Raw genomic sequence first — 20,110 nt, forward strand, 5'->3', positions numbered from 1 at the left:
TAAAGTAATTTCGACTGTATCGATTAAGAAACTGCTTTTAACTTTTTAATCGTAGACTTATTCAATTTCTTCTCTGCATAATCTTTAGTTACTCTAAATTCGGCTTCATCGCTTTCTGGCAACTCGTACATAGCATCTGTAAGTATGGCTTCACAAAGTGATCTAAGTCCGCGAGCACCTAATTTATATTCCATAGCTTTTTCAACGATATACTCTAGCGCACCTTCTGTAATAGAAAATGCGATATTGTCCATTTCGAACAGCTTTTTATATTGCTTAATTATAGCGTTTTTAGGCGCAGTAAGAATGGATCTTAATGTTTCTGCATCCAAGGGATTCATATAAGACAATACAGGTAACCTTCCTATAATTTCCGGAATTAAACCAAAGTCTTTTAGATCTTTCGGAATGATATATTGAAGTAAGTTGTTTTTTTCTATAGCATCTTCAGTTTTAGAAGCACTGTACCCTACGGCTTGCATATTTAAGCGCTTTTGGATCATTTTTTCAATCCCATCAAAAGCACCTCCGGCTATAAACAATATATTTTCGGTATTGACTTCGATAAATTTTTGATCAGGATGTTTACGCCCCCCTTTTGGCGGCACATTCACTATGGTACCTTCTAATAATTTTAATAACGCTTGTTGTACTCCTTCTCCAGAAACATCTCTTGTGATGCTAGGATTATCACTTTTGCGGGCGATTTTATCTATTTCATCGATAAAAACAATACCGCGTTGTGCTTTTTCCAGATTATAGTCTGCCGCCTGGAGTAACCGTGTCAAAATACTTTCTACATCCTCTCCCACATATCCTGCTTCAGTAAGCACAGTTGCATCAACAATAGCCAAAGGCACATTAAGCATTTTTGCAATGGTTTTTGCTATTAAGGTTTTTCCGGTTCCCGTTTGCCCAACCATGATGATATTACTTTTTTGAATTTCTATATCATCTTCAGACTGGGGTTGTAATAATCTTTTATAATGATTGTATACGGCTACAGACATGATCTTTTTGGTAAACTCTTGCCCTATCACATATTCATCCAAAAATTTCTTAATTGCTTTTGGTTTTCGCAACATCAACTCACTGCTTAACTCGCCTGCTTCTTCATCTTTCGCCTCCTCTACTACGATTCCGTGTGCCTGGACGATACATCGATCACAAATATGCGCATCTAGTCCTGCAATAAGCAAGTTGGTTTCCGGCTTTTTTCTCCCACAAAAAGAGCATTCTAAATCTTCTTTGGCCATGATTGTTATTTAGTTTCAGTTTATTCTAATAGGGTTTATTTCAACATATCACCTTTAGAACGTGCATAGTTGATAAAACGAAATTCTTTGTATTTAATTATGTACTGGTAAAACATAATTCTTGTATATAACAAGTCAGAAACAAGAACTCCTCCTTACAAAAGTGTAACTATTATTATTCTCTTTTAAGAATTTCGTCTATCATTCCGTATTCTAGCGCCTTATCTGCTTTCATCCAATAGTCTCTATCACTATCTTCATAAACTTTCTCATAAGTCTGCCCAGAATGTTTTGCAATAATTTTATATAATTCTTCTTTTAAAATTAAAATCTCACGAGCTGTAATTTCAATATCACTTGCCTGTCCCTGAGCCCCTCCCAAAGGTTGATGAATCATAACACGGCTATGTGGTAGTCCAGATCGTTTTCCTTTTTGACCCGCACATAATAAAACTGCTCCCATAGATGCTGCCATCCCAGTACAAATTGTGGCCACGTCTGGTTTTATAAACTGCATGGTGTCATAAATACCAAGACCTGCATATACACTTCCCCCAGGCGAATTGATGTAAATCTGGATATCTTTAGAAGAATCTACACTTTCTAAAAATAGTAATTGTGCCTGAACGATATTTGCTACCTGATCATTAATACCTGTTCCCAGAAATATAATTCGATCCATCATTAATCTGGAAAAAACATCAAAAATCGCGATATTCATTTGCCGTTCTTCAATGATATTGGGTGTCATCCCCATAGGGTGCATACTACTTATAATTTGATCATAGTAATTACTATTGATACCATGATGTTTTGTAGCATATTTTTCAAATTCTTTACCGTAATCCATATTTCTTTTTCTGAAAAAATTATTTATAAAAAATGGCGTTAAACCCAGCTAAGTTTAACGCCTTAAATATAAGTATAAATTCGTTAGTAAATGGTCGCAATTACTATTTGTAAACTTCTTTTATAAATTCGTCAAAGCTCACCTCTTTTGTCTTCAATTTTGCGTTTTCTTTATAATAATTTAGCAATTTTTGACTCATTAATTGCTCAGACATCCTTTTTACCTCTTCCTGGTTAGAAAGTATTCTTGCCGCAATATCGTCAAGCTCTTTGTCTTCAGGAGAATTTTGTCCAAATTGCGCCATTTGCCCTTTGATTAATTCTTTTGCAAATGCCTTAAGTTCTTCAAAAGTAACTTGTAGATCATTATCACTAATAATCTTTCCTTCGATTAATTGATAGCGTAATCCTTTTTCACTTTTTTCAAACTCATCCTTTGCTTCATCTTCAGACAAATTTTGCTCTCCCGTAGCTTGAATCCATTTTTGTAAAAATTCTACAGGTAGATCAAACTTAGTATGTTCTAAAACATTTTCTGTGATGGAATTTAATAATTGTTGATCAGATTGCTGCTCAAACTGCTTTTCAGCATCTTGCTTTATCTTATCTCTAAGCTCAGTTACTGTCTTAATAGTACCTGGTCTATATAACTTATCAAATAACTCCTGATCCAGATCAGCTAATTCTTGCGAATTGATTTCAGAAACTGTAAAGGTAACTTCTATGTCGAGATCCTTAGCTGTATCGGCTTCTATTTTCAGGGCGCTTACCAGATCATGATCATCGGTAAACAAATTTTTCGTTTTTAACGTTATGCTATCTCCTACTTTGGCGCCGATAAACTTATCTAAATTTTTCTTTCCCTTAATTTTTTCAAGTGCTATTGTCGCCGTATTATTAATTTCTTTTTCTTCATTAACGAAAGTACCGGCAATCAAATCATCTTTTTCTGCAGTCTCCTTAGATACTAGTTTTCCATATTGTTTCTGAATGGTTTTGATTTGATTATCGACCATCTCATCATCGGCCACGATTTTATAGTGTGTTATAGCCTTTTTTCCGTTGAGCTTTATGTCAAATTTCGGAGCCAGTCCCAATTCGAATTCAAATGAATAATCATCGGCATCCCAATTAAAATTTTCTTGCTCTTTTGGCAATGGATTTCCTAAAACATCAAGTTTTTCTTCAGTAAGATATTTGTGTAATGCATCTTGTAAAAGCTTATTAACTTCATCTACGAGCACAGCTTTGCCATACTGTTTTTTAACGAGTCCCATAGGCACATGCCCTTTTCTGAAACCGGGTACGTTTGCGTTTTTACGATAATCTTTTAGAATTTTATCTACCTTTTCACTATAATCTTCTTTGGTGATATCAACCGTAACTACCGCATTTAAATCGTCTACTTGCTCTTTTGAAATATTCATGATCAACTACTTTTACTACTAAATTTTGGGTTGCAAAAGTACTACTTTTTTATGTTTGAACAAATTTTTAACTCCTTGAAAAACAGTTAGCTTTTATCTTTTAGTAAAACAGAATGTAATATGGATTGAAATACAGAGAGTAATACACTAAATATCAAAGCCCAAAACCATCCTTGTACCGAAAATCCTGACACAAAATAATCAGCCATTAAAATTATAGCTGCATTAATAATGAGTAAGAATAACCCCAGGGTGATTATCGTTACGGGTAGTGTTAAGATAACTAAAACAGGTTTAACGACGGCGTTCAAAACTGCGATAATAATGGCTACAACCAAAGCACTTACATAATTACTAACAAATGCACCGGGTAGTATTTCTGCCAGTATAATTACTGCGATAGCGTTAAGGACTAATTTCAAAATAAATTTCATACGTTTAAATCTTTTTAATTGTTTGAAAATGAAATAATTAAAAAATTGAGAACGTATGTAACCGCTACGCTCTCACATTAAAAATTTTAAATATCCCCTTTGGTGAAGCAATTTATAAAATTTATTACTGTTCGTTTCATCTGTTTATATTTTTCGAAAGATAAAAAACCTGCTAATCAGCGAATAGCAGGTTTCTCAATTCATACTATGTACTTATTTTTTTAATTTACTTCGTTACTAATGGTTACCGTACCATAATCTGCAACATTAACTTTTGGTACATTTACGCCGTATTTTACGCTAATTACATCAAGAATACCGTTGGTTACTAGCGCATGGCCTCTTGGCGTTGGATGTACTCCATCTAAAGAGAACCCTCCTCCTGCAACGAATTGAGAAGTAATCACTCCACCGTCAAAAGCAATACCTCCATTAGCAGCTTGCGATAAATCGGCAGCAACATCGTAAAAAGCAAGATTATTTGCTTCTGCAAGGGCTTTGATGGTGGCATTGAATGACAATCGTGCATTTTCTACAGCAGCTTGCTCTTGAGGAGTTAATACATATTGATCATCAAGCGGTACACCCACCCCAAGTACCGAAGTAGGATCAGAAGGGTCTACCAGGGTACCTATCAAGGCACTTGACGTTAATACTAATAAATCATCAGGCGTAGCCTGTCTAAAATTGGCCAAATTAGGATTAAGACCCGTTAAATCTGTAAGATCTTCATCTAAAATTACTACGGCATTTTGACCAGGTACAAAATTGATAGTACGCTTTGATGCTTCTTCTGCAGATATCGCTCCAAAAGCAACAGCTTGCTGTAGACCACCATTGTAAGCGGCGTATGCCATATTGGTTGCTCGTGCAGTCACCTCATCCAAAGGAATGGGATTATAAGGTACCGTAGTAAAAAACGGAAGCGAAGTCACATCTGGAAGATTTAGTAAAACTCCTTCAGTTCCTCCTTCAACAAGTTTAGTTACCAACTCAGTATAAGCTCCGGCAAAAACTAGGTTATTCGTAATATCATTTCCAGAATAGGTAGCAGGCACAACATTACCCGTTTCGTTATGATCGACACCTACACCCCCAGATGTGGCATATCCTAAAATATCATTATTACCTATCCAAAGACTAAAAAATGTAGGGTTTTGAGCGACAGCATCATCAATCACTGCGGCATTTGGTGAAGATGCCAATCGTACAAAATACGGATTGGCGACAGGTGGATCAGTTGCTAACCCGGCAGGATTACCATAACCCGCTGCTTCTGTTACCAAATGATATACTCTTGCTCCAGGAATACCCATATTATTGAATGAACCACCCAAATTAGCACCAAACGGTGTAGTAGCTGGCGCACCCGTGTATACCGATGGACCCGAAGGGGTACCATCTGCATTAAAAGCTAATACCAACCTACGCGGAAATCGTTGCTCAACAGCGGGGGTGCCATCAAAACCTCCTGCATTATCTGCCATTAGTGGTTGTGTAAACTCCCCGCCTCCGGCAAAAGCAAACCTGGTTGAAAGTATATTAGGATATGAATTTTCTTGCCCGGTTATGTATAGTGCTCCATCTGCAAATCCTGCTGTAAGAGAGTTCCCTAAGGCCACATAATTACTAAAATCAGCTTGACCACTGGTATACGTTCCTGCATCTTCAATCGGATTATCAAATTCTGGTTCACAAGCTAGTACTCCTAATGCCAGAACTGCTATATATTTTATATTCTTTATCATCATTAATTACATTTTATAAGTTAAACCAAGTCCAGGCGCGAATACGCTTGATTTATACGTACCACCAAAAGACTCCTGAGCCCCGGTAGAACCAGAACCGAAATCATAGGATGCATCAATTTCTTCAAATCTCAAATAGAAGAAGGAAGCATCGATTGCTAGCTTAGAAGTAACGGCAAAGCTAACTCCGCCAGTAAATCCGTCTGAATCATTCCGCGGTGTTTCGGGAGCAAAAAATCCTGGTTGTACAGGAGTTTCATCATGATAATATCCTGCTCTAAGTGCAATTTTTTCAGTAGCCTGATATTGCAATCCAAATCTGTAAGCCGAAGAATTTTTATAGTTACGCGGATTTACAGAAGAAGGTGCTCCGTTTTCAAAGGTAATATCCAGGGATTCGTAAACGTCCCAGAATTGTCTATTGTAATCAAAAGCAAATAACCATTTTTTGTAGGTATACGAAATTCCTACAGAAAGTTCTGCCGGTAACGGCAACTCTGCGTTAAAACCAGTGGTTTCGTTTGGTGGAGCCCCAGGTGAGTTAGGAAAATTGGCGAATGTGGCCGTACCATCTTCAGATTCGAGAATAATTTCACTTCGATAGTTAAACCCTAAATGTAAATCCTCTGTTAGATTTACCATAGCTCCAACACTCCAACCCCAATTGGTTACTCCAGAATCGTCTACGGTAATATTCGATCTATTTCCTTCTAGGTCTGTGGTTGTTCTGGTAGCATTACGATTAAAGTTTACAGAACCTGTAACAAAAATCGGCCCACCACCAATACTAAAATGATCAGAAAGCTTGAAAGACAAGACAGGTTGTATGTAAATAGAAGCCAGATCGATATTATTTACCAATTGTGAGCCTGCCCAATCTGTAGGCCAGCTTACTTCGCTACCATAGGGAGTATACACGCCTAGTCCTACCGACATCCAATCGGTAACTTGATAAGAAGCATAAATATTAAGAGGTGTCCCTACAGAATTGTCGGTTTCTGAAGAGATCCCTAATTCTTCATTTTGAAAAATTACATCGGTAAAAATACCGCTTACTCCAACGCTTACGTTCAGTTTATTTTCTAAATAGACAAGACCTGCCGGATTGAAAAAGACAAGCTCAGCACTATTCACTACCGCTACACCAGTATGCCCCATTGCTATTGCCCTTTGCCCTTGCACACTAACTCTATATCCACCTGCATATGTGACCATGGTCACCGCAATGAATAACACTACTAATAAAAGTTTTCTCATAATTAATTAGGATTGTTTGATTTTAAGGATTTTTAAAAAATAACATTTCAAATTTAGTAGAAAATACCAATTATACAACGAAATGAATAAAATATTATGCATACATAGCATTTTTTATTCATTATCTAACAAATTCTAAGACATTATTTAAAAACTCATCAGGATTTTCAGCATGCAGCCAATGTCCAGCTTTAGAAATTTCGGTAATTTTTGCCTTTGGAAATTGATCTTCAATTCTTACTTTATCTTCTTCAAGAATATAATTAGAGCGTTCTCCTTTTAAAAACAATGCTGCCCCTTCAAACTTTAATCCTTCAGGAAGTGCAGCACCAATTTCTGCAGCGTTTTTAACCAAAGCTTCAAGATTCATTCTAAACCCTAGTACCCCTTTTTCTTTCCAATATAAATTTTTCAACAAAAACATTCTTACCCCCAAATCTGGAACATACGAACTTAATGCCTTATCCACCGCCCCCCTGGATGTAGATATTTCAAAATCTATTGCACTCAAACCATCGAGAATATCCTGATGATGTAAAGGATAATACTTTGGACCAATATCGGCTACAATCAACTTGTGAATCCTGTTTTGATACTTTACAGCAAAAAGCATTGCGGTTTTACCTCCCATCGAATGCCCCAAGAGATACATCTTATCAAAACCTTGTTGATTGCAATACTGTAATACATCCTCGACCATTGTTTCATAATTGAAAAGATCACTATGAAAACTGCGACCGTGGTTGCGTTGATCCAGCAAATGAACTTGAAAACCTTGTTCGGCAATTTTTTTACCCAGGGTTTTCCAGTTATCGCCCATTCCTAAAAAACCGTGTAAGATCACAAAGGGATCTCCTTCTCCAAAAACATTGGCATGTAAATTCATATTTCTTTATACTAATTTGTAAGTAAGATTTTTGGCATACGCTTGCTATTGTATGCAAGAACCAGTTATTGAACGAATTATTATGCTACTGTTATAAGACGATGCAAATACATATTAATCACATTCTCTAATCCCAGATATAGGGATTCGCAGATTAAAGCATGACCGATCGAGACTTCTAATAAGCCAGGAATGTTTTCTTTAAAAAACTTGATGTTATCTAAAGAAAGATCATGACCTGCATTCACCCCGAGATTATAATCTATTGCCAATTGAGCACATTTAGCATAAGCGGTAATTATAGCTGAATTGCCTTTTGCAAATTCGGATGCAAACTCTTCAGTATATAACTCTATTCTATCGGTACCGGTTGTTGCAGCCCCTTCTATCATAGCAGGCACCGGATCTACAAAAATCGAAGTTCTAATGTTATTTCTTTTGAATTCGGTAATTACTTCTGTCAAAAATTCCTTATGTTTTTTGGTGTCCCATCCGGCATTACTCGTTATGGCATCAATAGCATCAGGGACCAATGTAACTTGTGTAGGTTTGATAGACAATACCATATCCACAAATTTAGGGATTGGATTTCCTTCAATATTATATTCGGTAACAACAACTGGTTTTAGATCGTAGGCATCTTGATACTTAATATGTCTCTCATCTGGTCTGGGGTGTATGGTAATTCCCTCGGCACCAAAATTTTGAATATCTCGTGCTACGTTAAGCACATCTGGTGTATTTCCTCCTCTCGAGTTTCTTAATGTCGCTATTTTATTTATGTTTACACTTAATTTTGTCATGGTTTTTGATGTCTTTGCTTAAAAAAGGTAAAAATACGAACTTGAGAATACCTCGATTGTATATTTTTTGATTAATTTGCATACTATTGCTCCATAAAATATATGAAAACAAATTTGTACATAGTCAACGACATAGCTCCGATAGAAATATCGATAAAGGTTAGAGATGCACAATTGCTATTTAATGAACTTACCTATACTCATTTCCCGGTAGTAAAGGATAAAGTGTATCTTGGATGCGTTTCTGAAGCCGATATTCGATGTTTTGAGACTGAAAAAACTTTGGAAGCCTATCAGTACGCGCTCGAAGGTTTTTTTGTGAGAAGAGAAAATAATTGGTTAGATATTTTAGAGGCATTTGCTCAAAAAAAATCAAATATTATGCCTGTACTTGATGATAATAACACGTATCAAGGTTTTTTTGAACTTGGAGATATTATGCATCAGTTTAATGAGACGCCGTTTTTGAGTGAGCCCGGAAATATCTTAATCGTTGAAAAAGGTATTTTAGATTATTCATTCAGCGAAATTGCTCAAATCATAGAATCAAATAATGCCAAAGTTTTGGGATTGTTTATCTCTAATATGGAAAACGATGTAGCGCAGATCACACTTAAAATTAGTGATAGCGACATCAACAATATTGTACAAACATTTAGAAGATATAGTTACAATATTGTATCCAAACACCACGAAGATACGTTTTTGAGTAACCTAAAAGAAAGATCTCGATACCTTGAAAAATACCTTAATATATAGTGAACTGGTTTCAACGTTTTTCAATTTGCTAAAAAAATGCTGTTTTGCGCATATATTTTATAATTTTTGACTTTCTTAGCGCTGCTATAAAGTACAAAAACACTTTAATTGATCGAGAAAATACATTGCCGTCGCGCCATTTGGCCCCTTCCATTCGGTCGGTCTTGCCTACATCGAAAAAGTTTAAATTAATTCAGTATATTTTTTTAATCAATAAACGACAAATCAATGTAACATGAAGATCGGTATATACGGTCAATTTTATCATGAAAACTCTGGAACTTACATTCAGCAGCTATTAGAAACTCTAAATAACAATGATGTAGAAGTAGTCATTGAGAAAAACTTTTTAGAACTTATCAACCTTCATGATCAAATTGATAAAACTTACTCTCATTTTAGTACTTTCGAAGAATTAGATACTACATATGACTTGTTTTTCAGCATCGGGGGCGACGGAACCATACTGAGAACTATTACTTATGTGAGAGATTTAGGAATTCCCATAGCAGGAATAAATACGGGTCGGCTTGGTTTTTTGGCTACCATTCAAAAAGAAGAAATCAAAGAAAGTATCTACCTAATTTTAAATAAGAAGTTTCATATTTCCCCCAGAAGTTTGGTAACCATTGATACCATTCCTGCTACGCAAGAATTTGGGGTACTCAACTTTGCCATGAATGAAATTGCCGTAAGTCGAAGAAATACAACGTCTATGGTGACTGTTCACACAAGTTTGAATGATGAATTTCTTACGTCATATTGGGCAGACGGCTTAATAGTTGCTACACCAACAGGTTCTACAGGGTATTCTCTAAGCTGCGGCGGCCCGGTGATGATGCCCGATGCAGAAAGCATGGTACTCACTCCTATAGCACCTCACAATTTAAACGCAAGACCCTTGGTAATCCCCGACAATCAAGAAATAAAGTTGCAAATTTCAGGTAGAGAAGATTCGTATTTGGTATCATTAGATTCTAGAGTACATACCTTACCTAATGAAACCACAATACATATAAAAAAGGCACCGTTCAAAATTAATATGGTGGTTTTACAGAACGATAGTTTTTTAAAAACATTGCGAAAAAAGATGCTTTGGGGAGAAGATAAACGTAATTAAACAATAAAATCTGCTAAAAAGTGTTTTTTAATTCATACTCTTTTACTCAAATTCTTGTGTAGTAAAGTTAATTGTTATATTTGCAAACTTTTGAAAATCTATGAGATACTTAACATCATTTGTAATCGTTCTGTTTTTTGTACAGTCAATAAAGTCACAAACTTACGAAGTAGGGTTGATGGCTGGGGGAGCCAACTATATAGGTGATGTAGGATCTACGTACTATATTGCGCCTAATGATTTTGCCATTGGTGCTATTGCAAAATGGAACAGAAGTAAACGACATGCTTTTAGGGCTTCTTTTTTATATGCACAAATTAATGCAGATGATCGTAATGGAGACGCCAGGAGAGAACAACGTGGCTTAAGTTTTGATAATTCTATAAAAGAATTATCGATAGGTATGGAGTATAATTTTTGGGACTGGTTTCTTTATGATGGTAAACCCCAATGGACTCCTTACATTTATACCGGGATAACAGGCTTTAATTATGGTGCGCAAGCTATAAATTCTAATAATCAGATCGAGGCCTATGCAGACAAATGGAATTTTGCCATCCCAATGGTAGTTGGAATTAAGAAAACACTTGGTAGAAACTTTGTAATCGGAGCAGAAATAGGAGCTCGATATACATTTACAGATAACCTTGATGGTAGCGATCCTGATCCGAGATTTGGTGAAGGATTTGGAAATTTAAATAACAATGACTGGTATATGTTTACAGGCATAACATTATCTTACACCTGGGGTAGGATACCATGTTATTGTGCGTTCTAAAAATGGTTGACAAAAAACAATTAAATTCTAATATTCCTAAACACGTTGCCATAATTATGGATGGTAACGGCAGGTGGGCCAAAAAACAAGGGCTTTTTAGAGCGATAGGGCATGAAAAAGGCACCAGAGCAGTACGAGAAGCTGTAGAAGGGAGTGCAGAAATGGGAGTAAAATATCTAACCTTATACGCCTTCTCTACAGAAAATTGGAACAGACCAAAATTAGAAGTAGATACACTTATGAAACTTCTGGTCAATTCGCTAAAAAAAGAAATTAAAACACTTCAAGATAATAATATCAAACTCAATGCCATAGGCAACCTTAAATCCTTACCGGAAAAAGCCAGAAAAGAGCTTCTTGAGGTGGTCGAAAAAACGAAAGCTAACAACCACATGACGCTTACATTGGCTCTTAGTTACGGAAGTCGGGAAGAGCTCATAAAAACTATAGAAGAAATAAGTATTAAAGTTAAAAATGGTGTAATTTCGCCACATCTTATAAATGAATCAGTCATTAATGAGCATTTGTATACCAAAAATTTGCCAGATGTAGACTTATTGATACGAACCAGTGGGGAACAACGTATCAGTAATTTCTTGTTGTGGCAAATTGCGTATGCAGAATTATATTTTACAGAGATATTATGGCCCGATTTTAAAAAAACAGATTTGATCGAAGCCGTATTAAATTATCAAAAAAGAGAAAGAAGATTTGGAAAAACTAGTGAGCAGCTCAGTTAAAGAATTGACAAAAAAATTACCCTTCAAGTATTTTACGTTAGTAATAGTATTTATCAACTCGTTATCACTTTCAGGACAAGGCTTACCCGGTGCCAACGGGAAAGAATATATCATAGGAGAAATTAAAGTAACCGGAACAACAAGTTATAATGAAAGTACCGTAGTAACGTTCACCGGTTTACGAAAAGGTGAGCGCATATTTCTACCCGGAGATAAGATTAGCCAGGTGATTAAAAAATTATGGGATCTCGAATTATTTAGTGATATTAACTTTTATATTACCGATATAAAAGGTGAAGTGGCAGATATCGAAATCAATATTCAAGAAGTGCCAGAACTTAATGATACCCGAATAGAAGGGGTTAAAAAGCGTAAAGCCGAAGAACTTATTAAAGATAATGGCCTTAAAAAAGGTGCCAAAGTCACCGAAAACCTAATTACTACAACACGAAATTTCATCTCAAATAAATACAAAAAAGACGGTTTTCTCAATACCAAAGTTGTAATAAACACTACACCGGTAAAAGATACAGTAGCCACTAATAAAGTAAATATGTTGGTTCGAATCGATAAAGGAGATCGCGTTAAAGTCGATGCGATAACCATTAATGGAAACGAACAATTATCAGACGCCAAGATTCGTGGTGCTATGAAAAATACCAAGAAGAAAAAGCCTTTTAGGTTTTGGAAACGGTCTAAATATATCAAGGCAGATTATCAAGAAGATAAAGAGAATATCATTAAAAAATACAAACAAAAAGGATACCGTGATGCTCGAATAGTTTCAGACACCTTGGTAGTAGAAAGTGACAATAGTGTATCTTTAAATCTTGATATTGAAGAAGGTAAACGTTACTATTTTGGAAATATCAACTTTCTAGGGAATAGTGTTTACACCGATCGGCAATTGGCGAGACAGCTGGTAATAAAAAAAGGAGATGTTTATAACGGTATTCTTCTGGAAAAACAAATTTCAGACAACACCAAGCCTGATGCGAATGATTTGACCAACTTATACCAAAACAATGGATACCTCTTTTCTAGTATCGATGCTGTTGAAACCAAGGTATACAATGATACTATCGATTTTGAAATACGCATACGCGAAGGGAAGCTTACCTATTTTGATCATATCACTGTCACCGGAAATGACAAAACTAACGATCATGTGGTGTACAGAATACTTAGAACCAAACCGGGGCAGCGATATAGTAAAGATCTAGTAGTACGAACGGTTCGTGAAATTGGTCAATTAGGTTTTTTCGATCCGGAACAGTTAGAACCTCAGTTTAAAAATGCAAATCCTCAAGCAGGGACTATTGATATAAACTATCCTGTGGTTGAACAAGGATCTAGTCAAATTGAACTTCAGGGAGGTTTTGGTGGAGGTGGTTTTGTCGGGACCTTAGGGCTCGCATTTAACAACTTTTCAATAAAAAACATCTTTAACGGTGAAGCTTACAGTCCTTTACCTATGGGTGACGGACAAACATTAAGACTGAGAGCGCAGGCCAGTAGATTTTTTCAAACATACAGCCTTTCGTTTATAGAACCTTGGTTAGGAGGTAAAAGACCTTACCAATTGTCTACTTCATTCTCGCATACCATACAGTTTTTATTCAATAATAGAAATCGTGATGTAGATAGAGATAGTAAATTCTTAATTACAGGAGGTTCTATAGGTATTGCCAAACGATTAAACTGGCCAGATAATTATTTCACACTATCTCAAGCCATAAGTATTAGAAATTATAACTTAAAAAATTATAATACACGACTATTTACGTTTGGAAATGGATCATCCAACGATTTATCCTACACCATTGGTTTAAATCGAAATAACACCACAGTGAATCCTATTTTTCCTATTGGTGGTTCAGAGTTTAATTTAGTTGCCAAATTGTCATTACCCTACTCATTGTGGGATGGTAATGATTATAGTGCATTAGATGAAGAGCGTAGAACTATCGAAGAAGAAAACCCTGGAATTATTAATAATCGAGGCACTTCTAATCCTGAAGCCTATGAGCGAATTGGTGAAATCGATCAAGAACGTTTTAGATGGCTCGAATATTACAAAATTAAATTCGACGGTACCTGGTATACGCGACTTGTCAATCTTGGCAAACAACCTTTGGTACTTAGAACAAGAGCAGAGTACGGTTTTCTGGGAGCCTATAATAGTGATAGAGGAAATATTCCTTTTGAACGATTTTTCTTGGGTGGAGATGGTTTAGGAGCAACTGCCCTTGATGGCAGAGAGGTTATTGCCTTAAGAGGATACCCAAATCAATCTATTATCCCTTTGAGCAGACCTAATAATCAAGATTTTGACGGTGACGGTGCAACAATTTATAACAAATACTCGTTAGAACTTCGTTATCCTGTTACACTAAAACCGTCGGCATCAATTTATATGCTAGGCTTTGTAGAAGGTGGAGCTTCTTATGACAGTTTTAGAGAATTTAATCCATTTCAATTAAATCGCTCTGCTGGGGTAGGAATACGTATCTTTATGCCAGCTTTTGGATTGTTAGGTGTAGATTGGGGATATGGATTTGATCCTATTCCTGGTACAAGCGAACCCAACGGTTCAGAAGTTCACTTTATTATAGGACAACAGTTTTAAGTTTTGGCACGATTATTTCAATAAATACACAAAATCATGAAAACGAAGGGTCTTTTATTTGTAGTAACCATTAGTTTATTATGTTTAACAAGCACAATACAGGCGCAAAAAGGAATTAGAATTGGCTACATTGATATGGATTATATTCTAGAAAATGTAGCAGAATATAATGAAGCTTCAGCAGATCTTGAAAAGAAGGTACAAAAATGGAAAGTAGAAATCGAAGCCGAACTTAAAAATGTAGATGAAATGCGAAAAGATCTTAATAATGAAAGGGTCTTGCTTACCAAAGAATTGATAGAAGAAAGAGAAGAAGATATTTTTTTTAAAGAAAAAGAAATTTTAGAATACCAGCAAAAACGTTTTGGCCCTAATGGAGATTTGTTCCTTCAGAAAAGAAGATTAGTGCAACCTGTACAGGATCAGGTTTTTGTTGCAGTTCAAGAAATTGCTAAAAACAAAAGATATGATTTTATTTTCGACAAATCGGCAGATATAGTGATGTTATACTCTGCAGATCGATACGATATTAGCGATCAAGTGTTGATGCGATTGAATCGAGCTTCGAAAAGAAAGCAACTTACAACAAAAAAAGAAAAAAAATCTTTAGAAAGAGCAGAACAGCGAAATGCTGAACAAGAAAAAGAAATTAGTGATAGAGAACGTGCCACACAGCAACGAATGACAGAAAGAGAAAGGCTTCTCGAAGAAAGAAAAGCAGAACGCGACTCGATACGTGCTGCTAAGAAAAAAGAATTTGAAGAAAGAAGAGCTCGATTATTAGAATTACAAAAAAGAAAGAAAGACTCTATTAATGCATTGAGGGAGCAAAAAGAAAAATTGAGAACAACCAATACTTCATCTGAGTCTGAAGAAAAGGATACTAAAAATGAAGCGTCAAAAAATTAGCAAAAACGAATAATAAATTTATAACACTTTTTAATATTAATTACAAATGAAACAATTTAGAACATTACTAATAGCTTTTGCACTTACTATAGGAACATCGAGTTTTGTGAATGCCCAATCAAAAGTAGCGCATGTTGCATCGCAAGAGTTAGTAGAATCTATGCCGGCATTTAAAGCTGCTAAAAGCGAAATTGAAAAATTAAATAAAACGTATGATGCCGAAATTAGAAATATGGTGCTAGAGTTACAAAATACGATCAAAAAATATTCTCAAGAAGCTGAAACCAAGACTGATGAAGAAAATCTGAAAAGACAACAAGAAATTCAAGCTACAGAAAAGAGCATCAACGACTATAGACAAAATGCACTTAAAGATCTTCAGAAAAAAGAAATCGAATTGATGAAGCCAATCTATGAGAAAGCACGTACTTCTATTCAAAAAGTGGCCAGAGCACAGGGTTTCCAATATGTACTAGACTCAACCACAGGTACGGGAGTAATTATGGCAGATGGTAAAGATCTTATGGCAGATGTAAAAAAAGATTTAGGAATCTAAGAGAATGCTACTAAAAACTTAAAAAGCAGTAAGAATTTGCTCTTACTGCTTTTTTTTATTTTTGAGTACTTATTATGCAAAAACAGCCTATTGGCATATTTGATTCTGGAGTTGGTGGCACTTCTATATGGCGAGAGATAACAGCTACGCTTCCTAATGAAGATACTATATATCTTGCCGATAGCAAGTATGCTCCATATGGAAAAAGGCCTGCATCTGAGATTATTGAACTTAGTAGTAAGAATACCGAAAAACTCATAGATTTTGGCTGTAAAATTATTGTCGTTGCTTGTAATACAGCTACAACAAATGCGATTAAAGCGTTACGTTTAAAATACAAACTTCCTTTTATCGGTATTGAACCTGCTATTAAACCCGCTGCTATTCGTACACAAACCAAAAAAGTAGGTGTTTTGGCTACCAAAGGTACGCTATCGAGTAAGCTGTTTGCCAAAACTTCAGATTTATATACTGGCAATATCGAGCTTATTGAAGTAATTGGCACAGGTCTAGTAGAATTAATTGAAGAAGGTAAAATCAACAGTCCCGAAATGCACAAACTGCTTTCACTTTACATACAACCTATGGTCAAAAAAAATATTGATTATCTGGTGTTGGGGTGTAGTCATTACCCCTATCTTATCCCTCTTTTACGACAAATGTTACCAAATCATGTTACTATTATAGACTCGGGACAGGCAGTAGCCAGACAAACTAAAGCGATATTACAAAAGTATACTCTTTTGAATCCTGACCGCAAACCAGGCACGCATACCCTTTTTACCAACGGTAATTTGTTTTCTCTACAAGAAATTTTAAAACCAAACTTGGTCGATTATTCTGTAAGTGGGTTACGTTTTTAGAATTTATTAGCCCCACCAAAGGGTTTAACCCAAGGCAGTTTACTTGAAAAAATCTAAAAGATTCCCTTTTTTAGAAGAAGAGACCGACAACTCTTTTCCCGAAGAAAGCAAGATACTCCCTCCTTTTCCTTTTCGGTATCGAACAATTTTATTAACGTTTACCAGATAACTTTTATGAATTCTTGCAAATCCGTTATCAGTTAATGCATCTTCAAAATACTTTAGTGTTTTACTTACTAATTTCTGCCCTTGATTAAGGTATATTTTGGTATAATTATCATCTGCCTGGCAATATAAAATTTCTGCAATCTCAAGCACTTCAAAACCATCTTGTTGTGGTATGGTAATCTTTCCTGTGACATTTTTGACTTTTGGCACCAATACAGCGTCCTGAAGTTCTTTTTCTCGTTGTTTAATATGTGCAACATGATCTACTGCTTTAATAAGGTGATCTATGGCAATAGGTTTTAGCAGATAGTAAGTCGCTTGTGCATTTAAGGCATCAACAGCGTAATGATCATATGCAGTTACAAAAACAATCTCAAAAGAACGATCAGGAAGTTGCTCCAAAAGATCAAAAGCATTGCCATAGGGCATCTCGACATCAAGAAATAGAACATCAGGCTTATTTGTTTCTAGGACTTTTAACGTCTCTTGTACACTCGCAGCCTCATCCATAACCTTTACAGAAGGACAATATTTACCCAAATAGTTTCTTAAGATGACTCTACTATTTGCCTCATCATCTACAATAATTGCAGTCAAACTCATAGGTTTTGATTTTTATGGTTTTTGCTCCTTTTTAAGAATTAGTGCAACTTGCGTTCCTTCATAATTCTCTTTTAGGTCAGAAATAACAACAGCTACTTTATCTTTATACATTTCATTAAGAATAGCAATTCTCTTTTTAATATTCCCCATACCCTTTGATTGTTGTCGTTTTTGATTTTCAGTCTTTAGCGACTTAGATTTTTTACGACCTATACCATCATCTGTGATTCGTATTTCGATATGATGGTCACCCTTACTTTTAAATGTAATTTCTAGCGTTCCTTTTTGTGACTTGTATCTCAAACCATGCCATACCGCATTTTCTACATAGGGCTGTAATAACATGGGCGGAATCATATAGTCTGAAATCTTAATCTCGGGATCAATATTGATAGCGTAGTCAAACTTATCCTGAAATCTAAAATGTTCTAATTGTACATACACCTTTAGCAATTCTATTTCTTTTTCTAACGGAATAAAATCCTGTTCGCTATTCTCTAAAACGGCTCTCATCAATGTAGAAAAATCAGTTAAATATCGATTTGCCGTACGCTCATCGCTAGTAGCTATAAAAGTGTTTACCGAATTTAATGCATTAAAAATAAAATGAGGATTCATTTGTGATCGTAAGGATTTCAAGGCCAGGAGATTATTTGCATATTGCTGTTGCTTCATATTGCGATACATAAGATAGGCCGCAAGTACTAGTAGCGCAGTAAGACCGATTAGAAAATAAATAATAATCTGTTGCCTGAGGCTTTGCTGATTTGCCAATAGCTGTGAGGCAGAGGCCAACTCATAACGAGTTTCGTTAAGTTCACGATCTTTTTCTAAGGTCGCTATACGGTTGGCACTGGTTGCCAATTCTCTTCTAAAACGGGCGGCTTGCGAAATCTCCTGATCTTTTTGTATATAGAGTTTGTCTATAATCACTTCGTACTCTTCGAATGTTTCTGATGCTTTTTTAAGCTCTCCCTTTTCTCTGTATACTTCTCCTAGTTTTCGGGTAGCGTCTTTTTGAACTATTAAATCATTTTGCGATGCAGCTTCTTTTATGCTTTCATCAAGATAAGTGATGGCCTCGTCATATTTCTCTTGCGCTGCGAACGCATTGGCAATCTTATAATTCTGAACTTGTGTTGAAATAGACTTGTCGTCTTCTGCAACACTTACCCCCTCTGTAGTTTTGGGTGCTTCTTTCAATGTTTCAATATCTTCTAATGCCTCTTTACGTAATTGAATTTCTTTATCAAAACTTCTGCTTTTATTATAAAAATCGGCTGCCCGAGTTCGCTGTATTGCTGCTGTTTTTATGTCTTTTCTATCGGCTAATTGCACAGAATTGTCCAGATATTCTTCGGCATCAGAAATATTTCCTTGTTGCTGTAGTAACTCTGCCAATTTTGAGTTTAATGAGATTACTTTATCCTCTAGACCTTTGCGCTCACTTAAAGATAAAGCCTTATTATAATAACTTATCGCCTGAGTATTATTTTGCAATCCCATATAGCAATCTCCCAAACCTTCATAAACCAAAACGCGTTGATTAATATCAAGTTTGGATCGTTGTAACTGATTGAATGTTTGTAATGCTCCCTTATAGTTCTTATCTCCTAGTTGCGCATTACCGAGTTTAATTTTCACATTAGTGGTATACCTATTGTTCAAACTTATCTGATAATTGGTTTCGCCAAGATCATACTGTTTCCAAAAAGCATAAATATCGGCAAGGGTTTCATAAAGTTCTGCTTTTTTAATATTGGCATTGTCATCATTGTCCCGAATAGTTTCGAGGGCCTTTGTAATATATGCTATACTTGTTGTTGCATCTTTTTGCAAAAACCGTTTTGCGGCGTTCAGGTTTTCTTCATAAGTAATTTGATTAGCTTTTTGCGTAGCGCCCCTTCGCTTAGAGATAACCGGCGCATCTTGTACTAATACCTCTATTCTTTGATTATCCTTAATAACGTAGTGCACGGTGGCAAAACTATGATGCTTGATAATCAATTCATCCCCCACCCTCGCCTCGATTTTAAAGTCTCCAAAAACATCGGTAGTTACCGTTTTACCCCCAAATATCGTCACGTCGGCACCTTGTACTGGCTTTCGGGTACTTTTATCTTTAACAGAACCCTTAATGACCATTCTAGAAGTTTGTGTAAAAGCAGGATTTTGTTGTGCGCAAACCAAAAATGGTAATGCACATACGACAACAATTATCAAACCTATCTTTTTCATTTACAGTAGCTATTTGACTCATTCCAACCTTTTTGATCGAGGCGGTACCGCTCAAAAGGAAGCAACCAGGGATGCAATCACAGAAAT

General features: G+C 35.8%; 18 protein-coding genes. 8 read left to right on the forward strand and 10 right to left on the reverse strand.

The annotated features are described in order from the left end of the window. Window positions 1-23: 23 nt before the first annotated feature. The 8 genes from clpX to J8281_RS09800 all read right to left on the reverse strand — a co-directional run bounded on the left by clpX (window position 24) and on the right by J8281_RS09800 (window position 8,660). Complete coding sequence (gene clpX, locus J8281_RS09765) at window positions 24-1,256, reverse strand: ATP-dependent Clp protease ATP-binding subunit ClpX (protein ID WP_210197431.1); 1,233 nt, start codon at window positions 1,254-1,256, stop codon at window positions 24-26. 175 nt (window positions 1,257-1,431) lie between these two features. Then, the gene (clpP, locus tag J8281_RS09770) at window positions 1,432-2,106 is read right to left on the reverse strand and encodes an ATP-dependent Clp endopeptidase proteolytic subunit ClpP (protein WP_210197432.1); all 675 of its coding nucleotides are present in this window, start codon (window positions 2,104-2,106) and stop codon (window positions 1,432-1,434) included. A 103-nt stretch (window positions 2,107-2,209) separates the two neighbouring features. Continuing rightward, window positions 2,210-3,532 (reverse strand): trigger factor, encoded by a 1,323-nt coding sequence (gene tig / locus J8281_RS09775; RefSeq protein WP_210197433.1) that lies wholly within the window; start codon window positions 3,530-3,532, stop codon window positions 2,210-2,212. An 86-nt stretch (window positions 3,533-3,618) separates the two neighbouring features. Continuing rightward, window positions 3,619-3,966 (reverse strand): phage holin family protein, encoded by a 348-nt coding sequence (locus J8281_RS09780; protein WP_210197434.1) that lies wholly within the window; start codon window positions 3,964-3,966, stop codon window positions 3,619-3,621. A 221-nt stretch (window positions 3,967-4,187) separates the two neighbouring features. Further along, window positions 4,188-5,717 (reverse strand): G-D-S-L family lipolytic protein, encoded by a 1,530-nt coding sequence (locus J8281_RS09785; protein WP_371812599.1) that lies wholly within the window; start codon window positions 5,715-5,717, stop codon window positions 4,188-4,190. Between the two features lie 3 nt (window positions 5,718-5,720). Beyond that, entirely contained in the window at window positions 5,721-6,971 is a 1,251-nt protein-coding gene (locus tag J8281_RS09790) for an OmpP1/FadL family transporter (RefSeq protein ID WP_210197435.1), read from the reverse strand. Window positions 6,972-7,092: 121 nt separating this feature from the next. Further along, a complete protein-coding gene (locus J8281_RS09795; protein WP_210197436.1) occupies window positions 7,093-7,857 on the reverse strand; it encodes an alpha/beta fold hydrolase in 765 nt (254 codons plus the stop codon). Window positions 7,858-7,937: 80 nt separating this feature from the next. Next, complete coding sequence (locus tag J8281_RS09800) at window positions 7,938-8,660, reverse strand: pyridoxine 5'-phosphate synthase (protein ID WP_210197437.1); 723 nt, start codon at window positions 8,658-8,660, stop codon at window positions 7,938-7,940. A 102-nt stretch (window positions 8,661-8,762) separates the two neighbouring features. On the opposite strand from J8281_RS09800, the gene J8281_RS09805 reads away from it, so the two are divergent. The 8 genes from J8281_RS09805 (at window position 8,763) to murI (ending at window position 17,014) form a co-directional block, all read left to right on the forward strand. After that, window positions 8,763-9,419 carry a CBS domain-containing protein gene (locus J8281_RS09805; RefSeq protein ID WP_210197438.1) on the forward strand — a complete coding sequence of 219 codons (657 nt, stop codon included), beginning with the start codon at window positions 8,763-8,765 and terminating at the stop codon, window positions 9,417-9,419. Window positions 9,420-9,654: 235 nt separating this feature from the next. Beyond that, the gene (locus J8281_RS09810) at window positions 9,655-10,539 is read left to right on the forward strand and encodes an NAD kinase (RefSeq protein ID WP_210197439.1); all 885 of its coding nucleotides are present in this window, start codon (window positions 9,655-9,657) and stop codon (window positions 10,537-10,539) included. Window positions 10,540-10,639: 100 nt separating this feature from the next. Beyond that, window positions 10,640-11,317, forward strand: a complete 678-nt coding sequence (locus J8281_RS09815; protein WP_210197440.1) for a DUF6089 family protein — start codon at window positions 10,640-10,642, stop codon at window positions 11,315-11,317. A gap of 2 nt (window positions 11,318-11,319) precedes the next feature. Beyond that, complete coding sequence (locus J8281_RS09820) at window positions 11,320-12,057, forward strand: isoprenyl transferase (protein ID WP_210197441.1); 738 nt, start codon at window positions 11,320-11,322, stop codon at window positions 12,055-12,057. 4 nt (window positions 12,058-12,061) lie between these two features. Then, on the forward strand, window positions 12,062-14,686 hold the full coding sequence (locus J8281_RS09825; RefSeq protein WP_246849064.1) for an outer membrane protein assembly factor: 2,625 nt from the start codon (window positions 12,062-12,064) through the stop codon (window positions 14,684-14,686). 36 nt (window positions 14,687-14,722) lie between these two features. Further along, a complete protein-coding gene (locus J8281_RS09830) occupies window positions 14,723-15,595 on the forward strand; it encodes an OmpH family outer membrane protein (protein WP_210197443.1) in 873 nt (290 codons plus the stop codon). A 46-nt stretch (window positions 15,596-15,641) separates the two neighbouring features. Then, window positions 15,642-16,151 carry an OmpH family outer membrane protein gene (locus J8281_RS09835; RefSeq protein ID WP_210197444.1) on the forward strand — a complete coding sequence of 170 codons (510 nt, stop codon included), beginning with the start codon at window positions 15,642-15,644 and terminating at the stop codon, window positions 16,149-16,151. A gap of 74 nt (window positions 16,152-16,225) precedes the next feature. Beyond that, window positions 16,226-17,014, forward strand: coding sequence for a glutamate racemase (murI, locus tag J8281_RS09840; protein WP_210197445.1), 789 nt, complete (start codon window positions 16,226-16,228; stop codon window positions 17,012-17,014). Window positions 17,015-17,053: 39 nt separating this feature from the next. Here the strand turns inward: murI and J8281_RS09845 are convergent, their stop codons facing one another. Further along, window positions 17,054-17,785, reverse strand: coding sequence for a LytTR family DNA-binding domain-containing protein (locus tag J8281_RS09845; RefSeq protein ID WP_210197446.1), 732 nt, complete (start codon window positions 17,783-17,785; stop codon window positions 17,054-17,056). Window positions 17,786-17,797: 12 nt separating this feature from the next. Next, on the reverse strand, window positions 17,798-20,023 hold the full coding sequence (locus J8281_RS09850; RefSeq protein ID WP_210197447.1) for a histidine kinase: 2,226 nt from the start codon (window positions 20,021-20,023) through the stop codon (window positions 17,798-17,800). Between the last annotated feature and the right edge of the window lie 87 nt (window positions 20,024-20,110).

Origin of the sequence: Aquimarina sp. U1-2, assembly GCF_017897595.1 — a bacterium.
Lineage (GTDB): Bacteria > Bacteroidota > Bacteroidia > Flavobacteriales > Flavobacteriaceae > Aquimarina.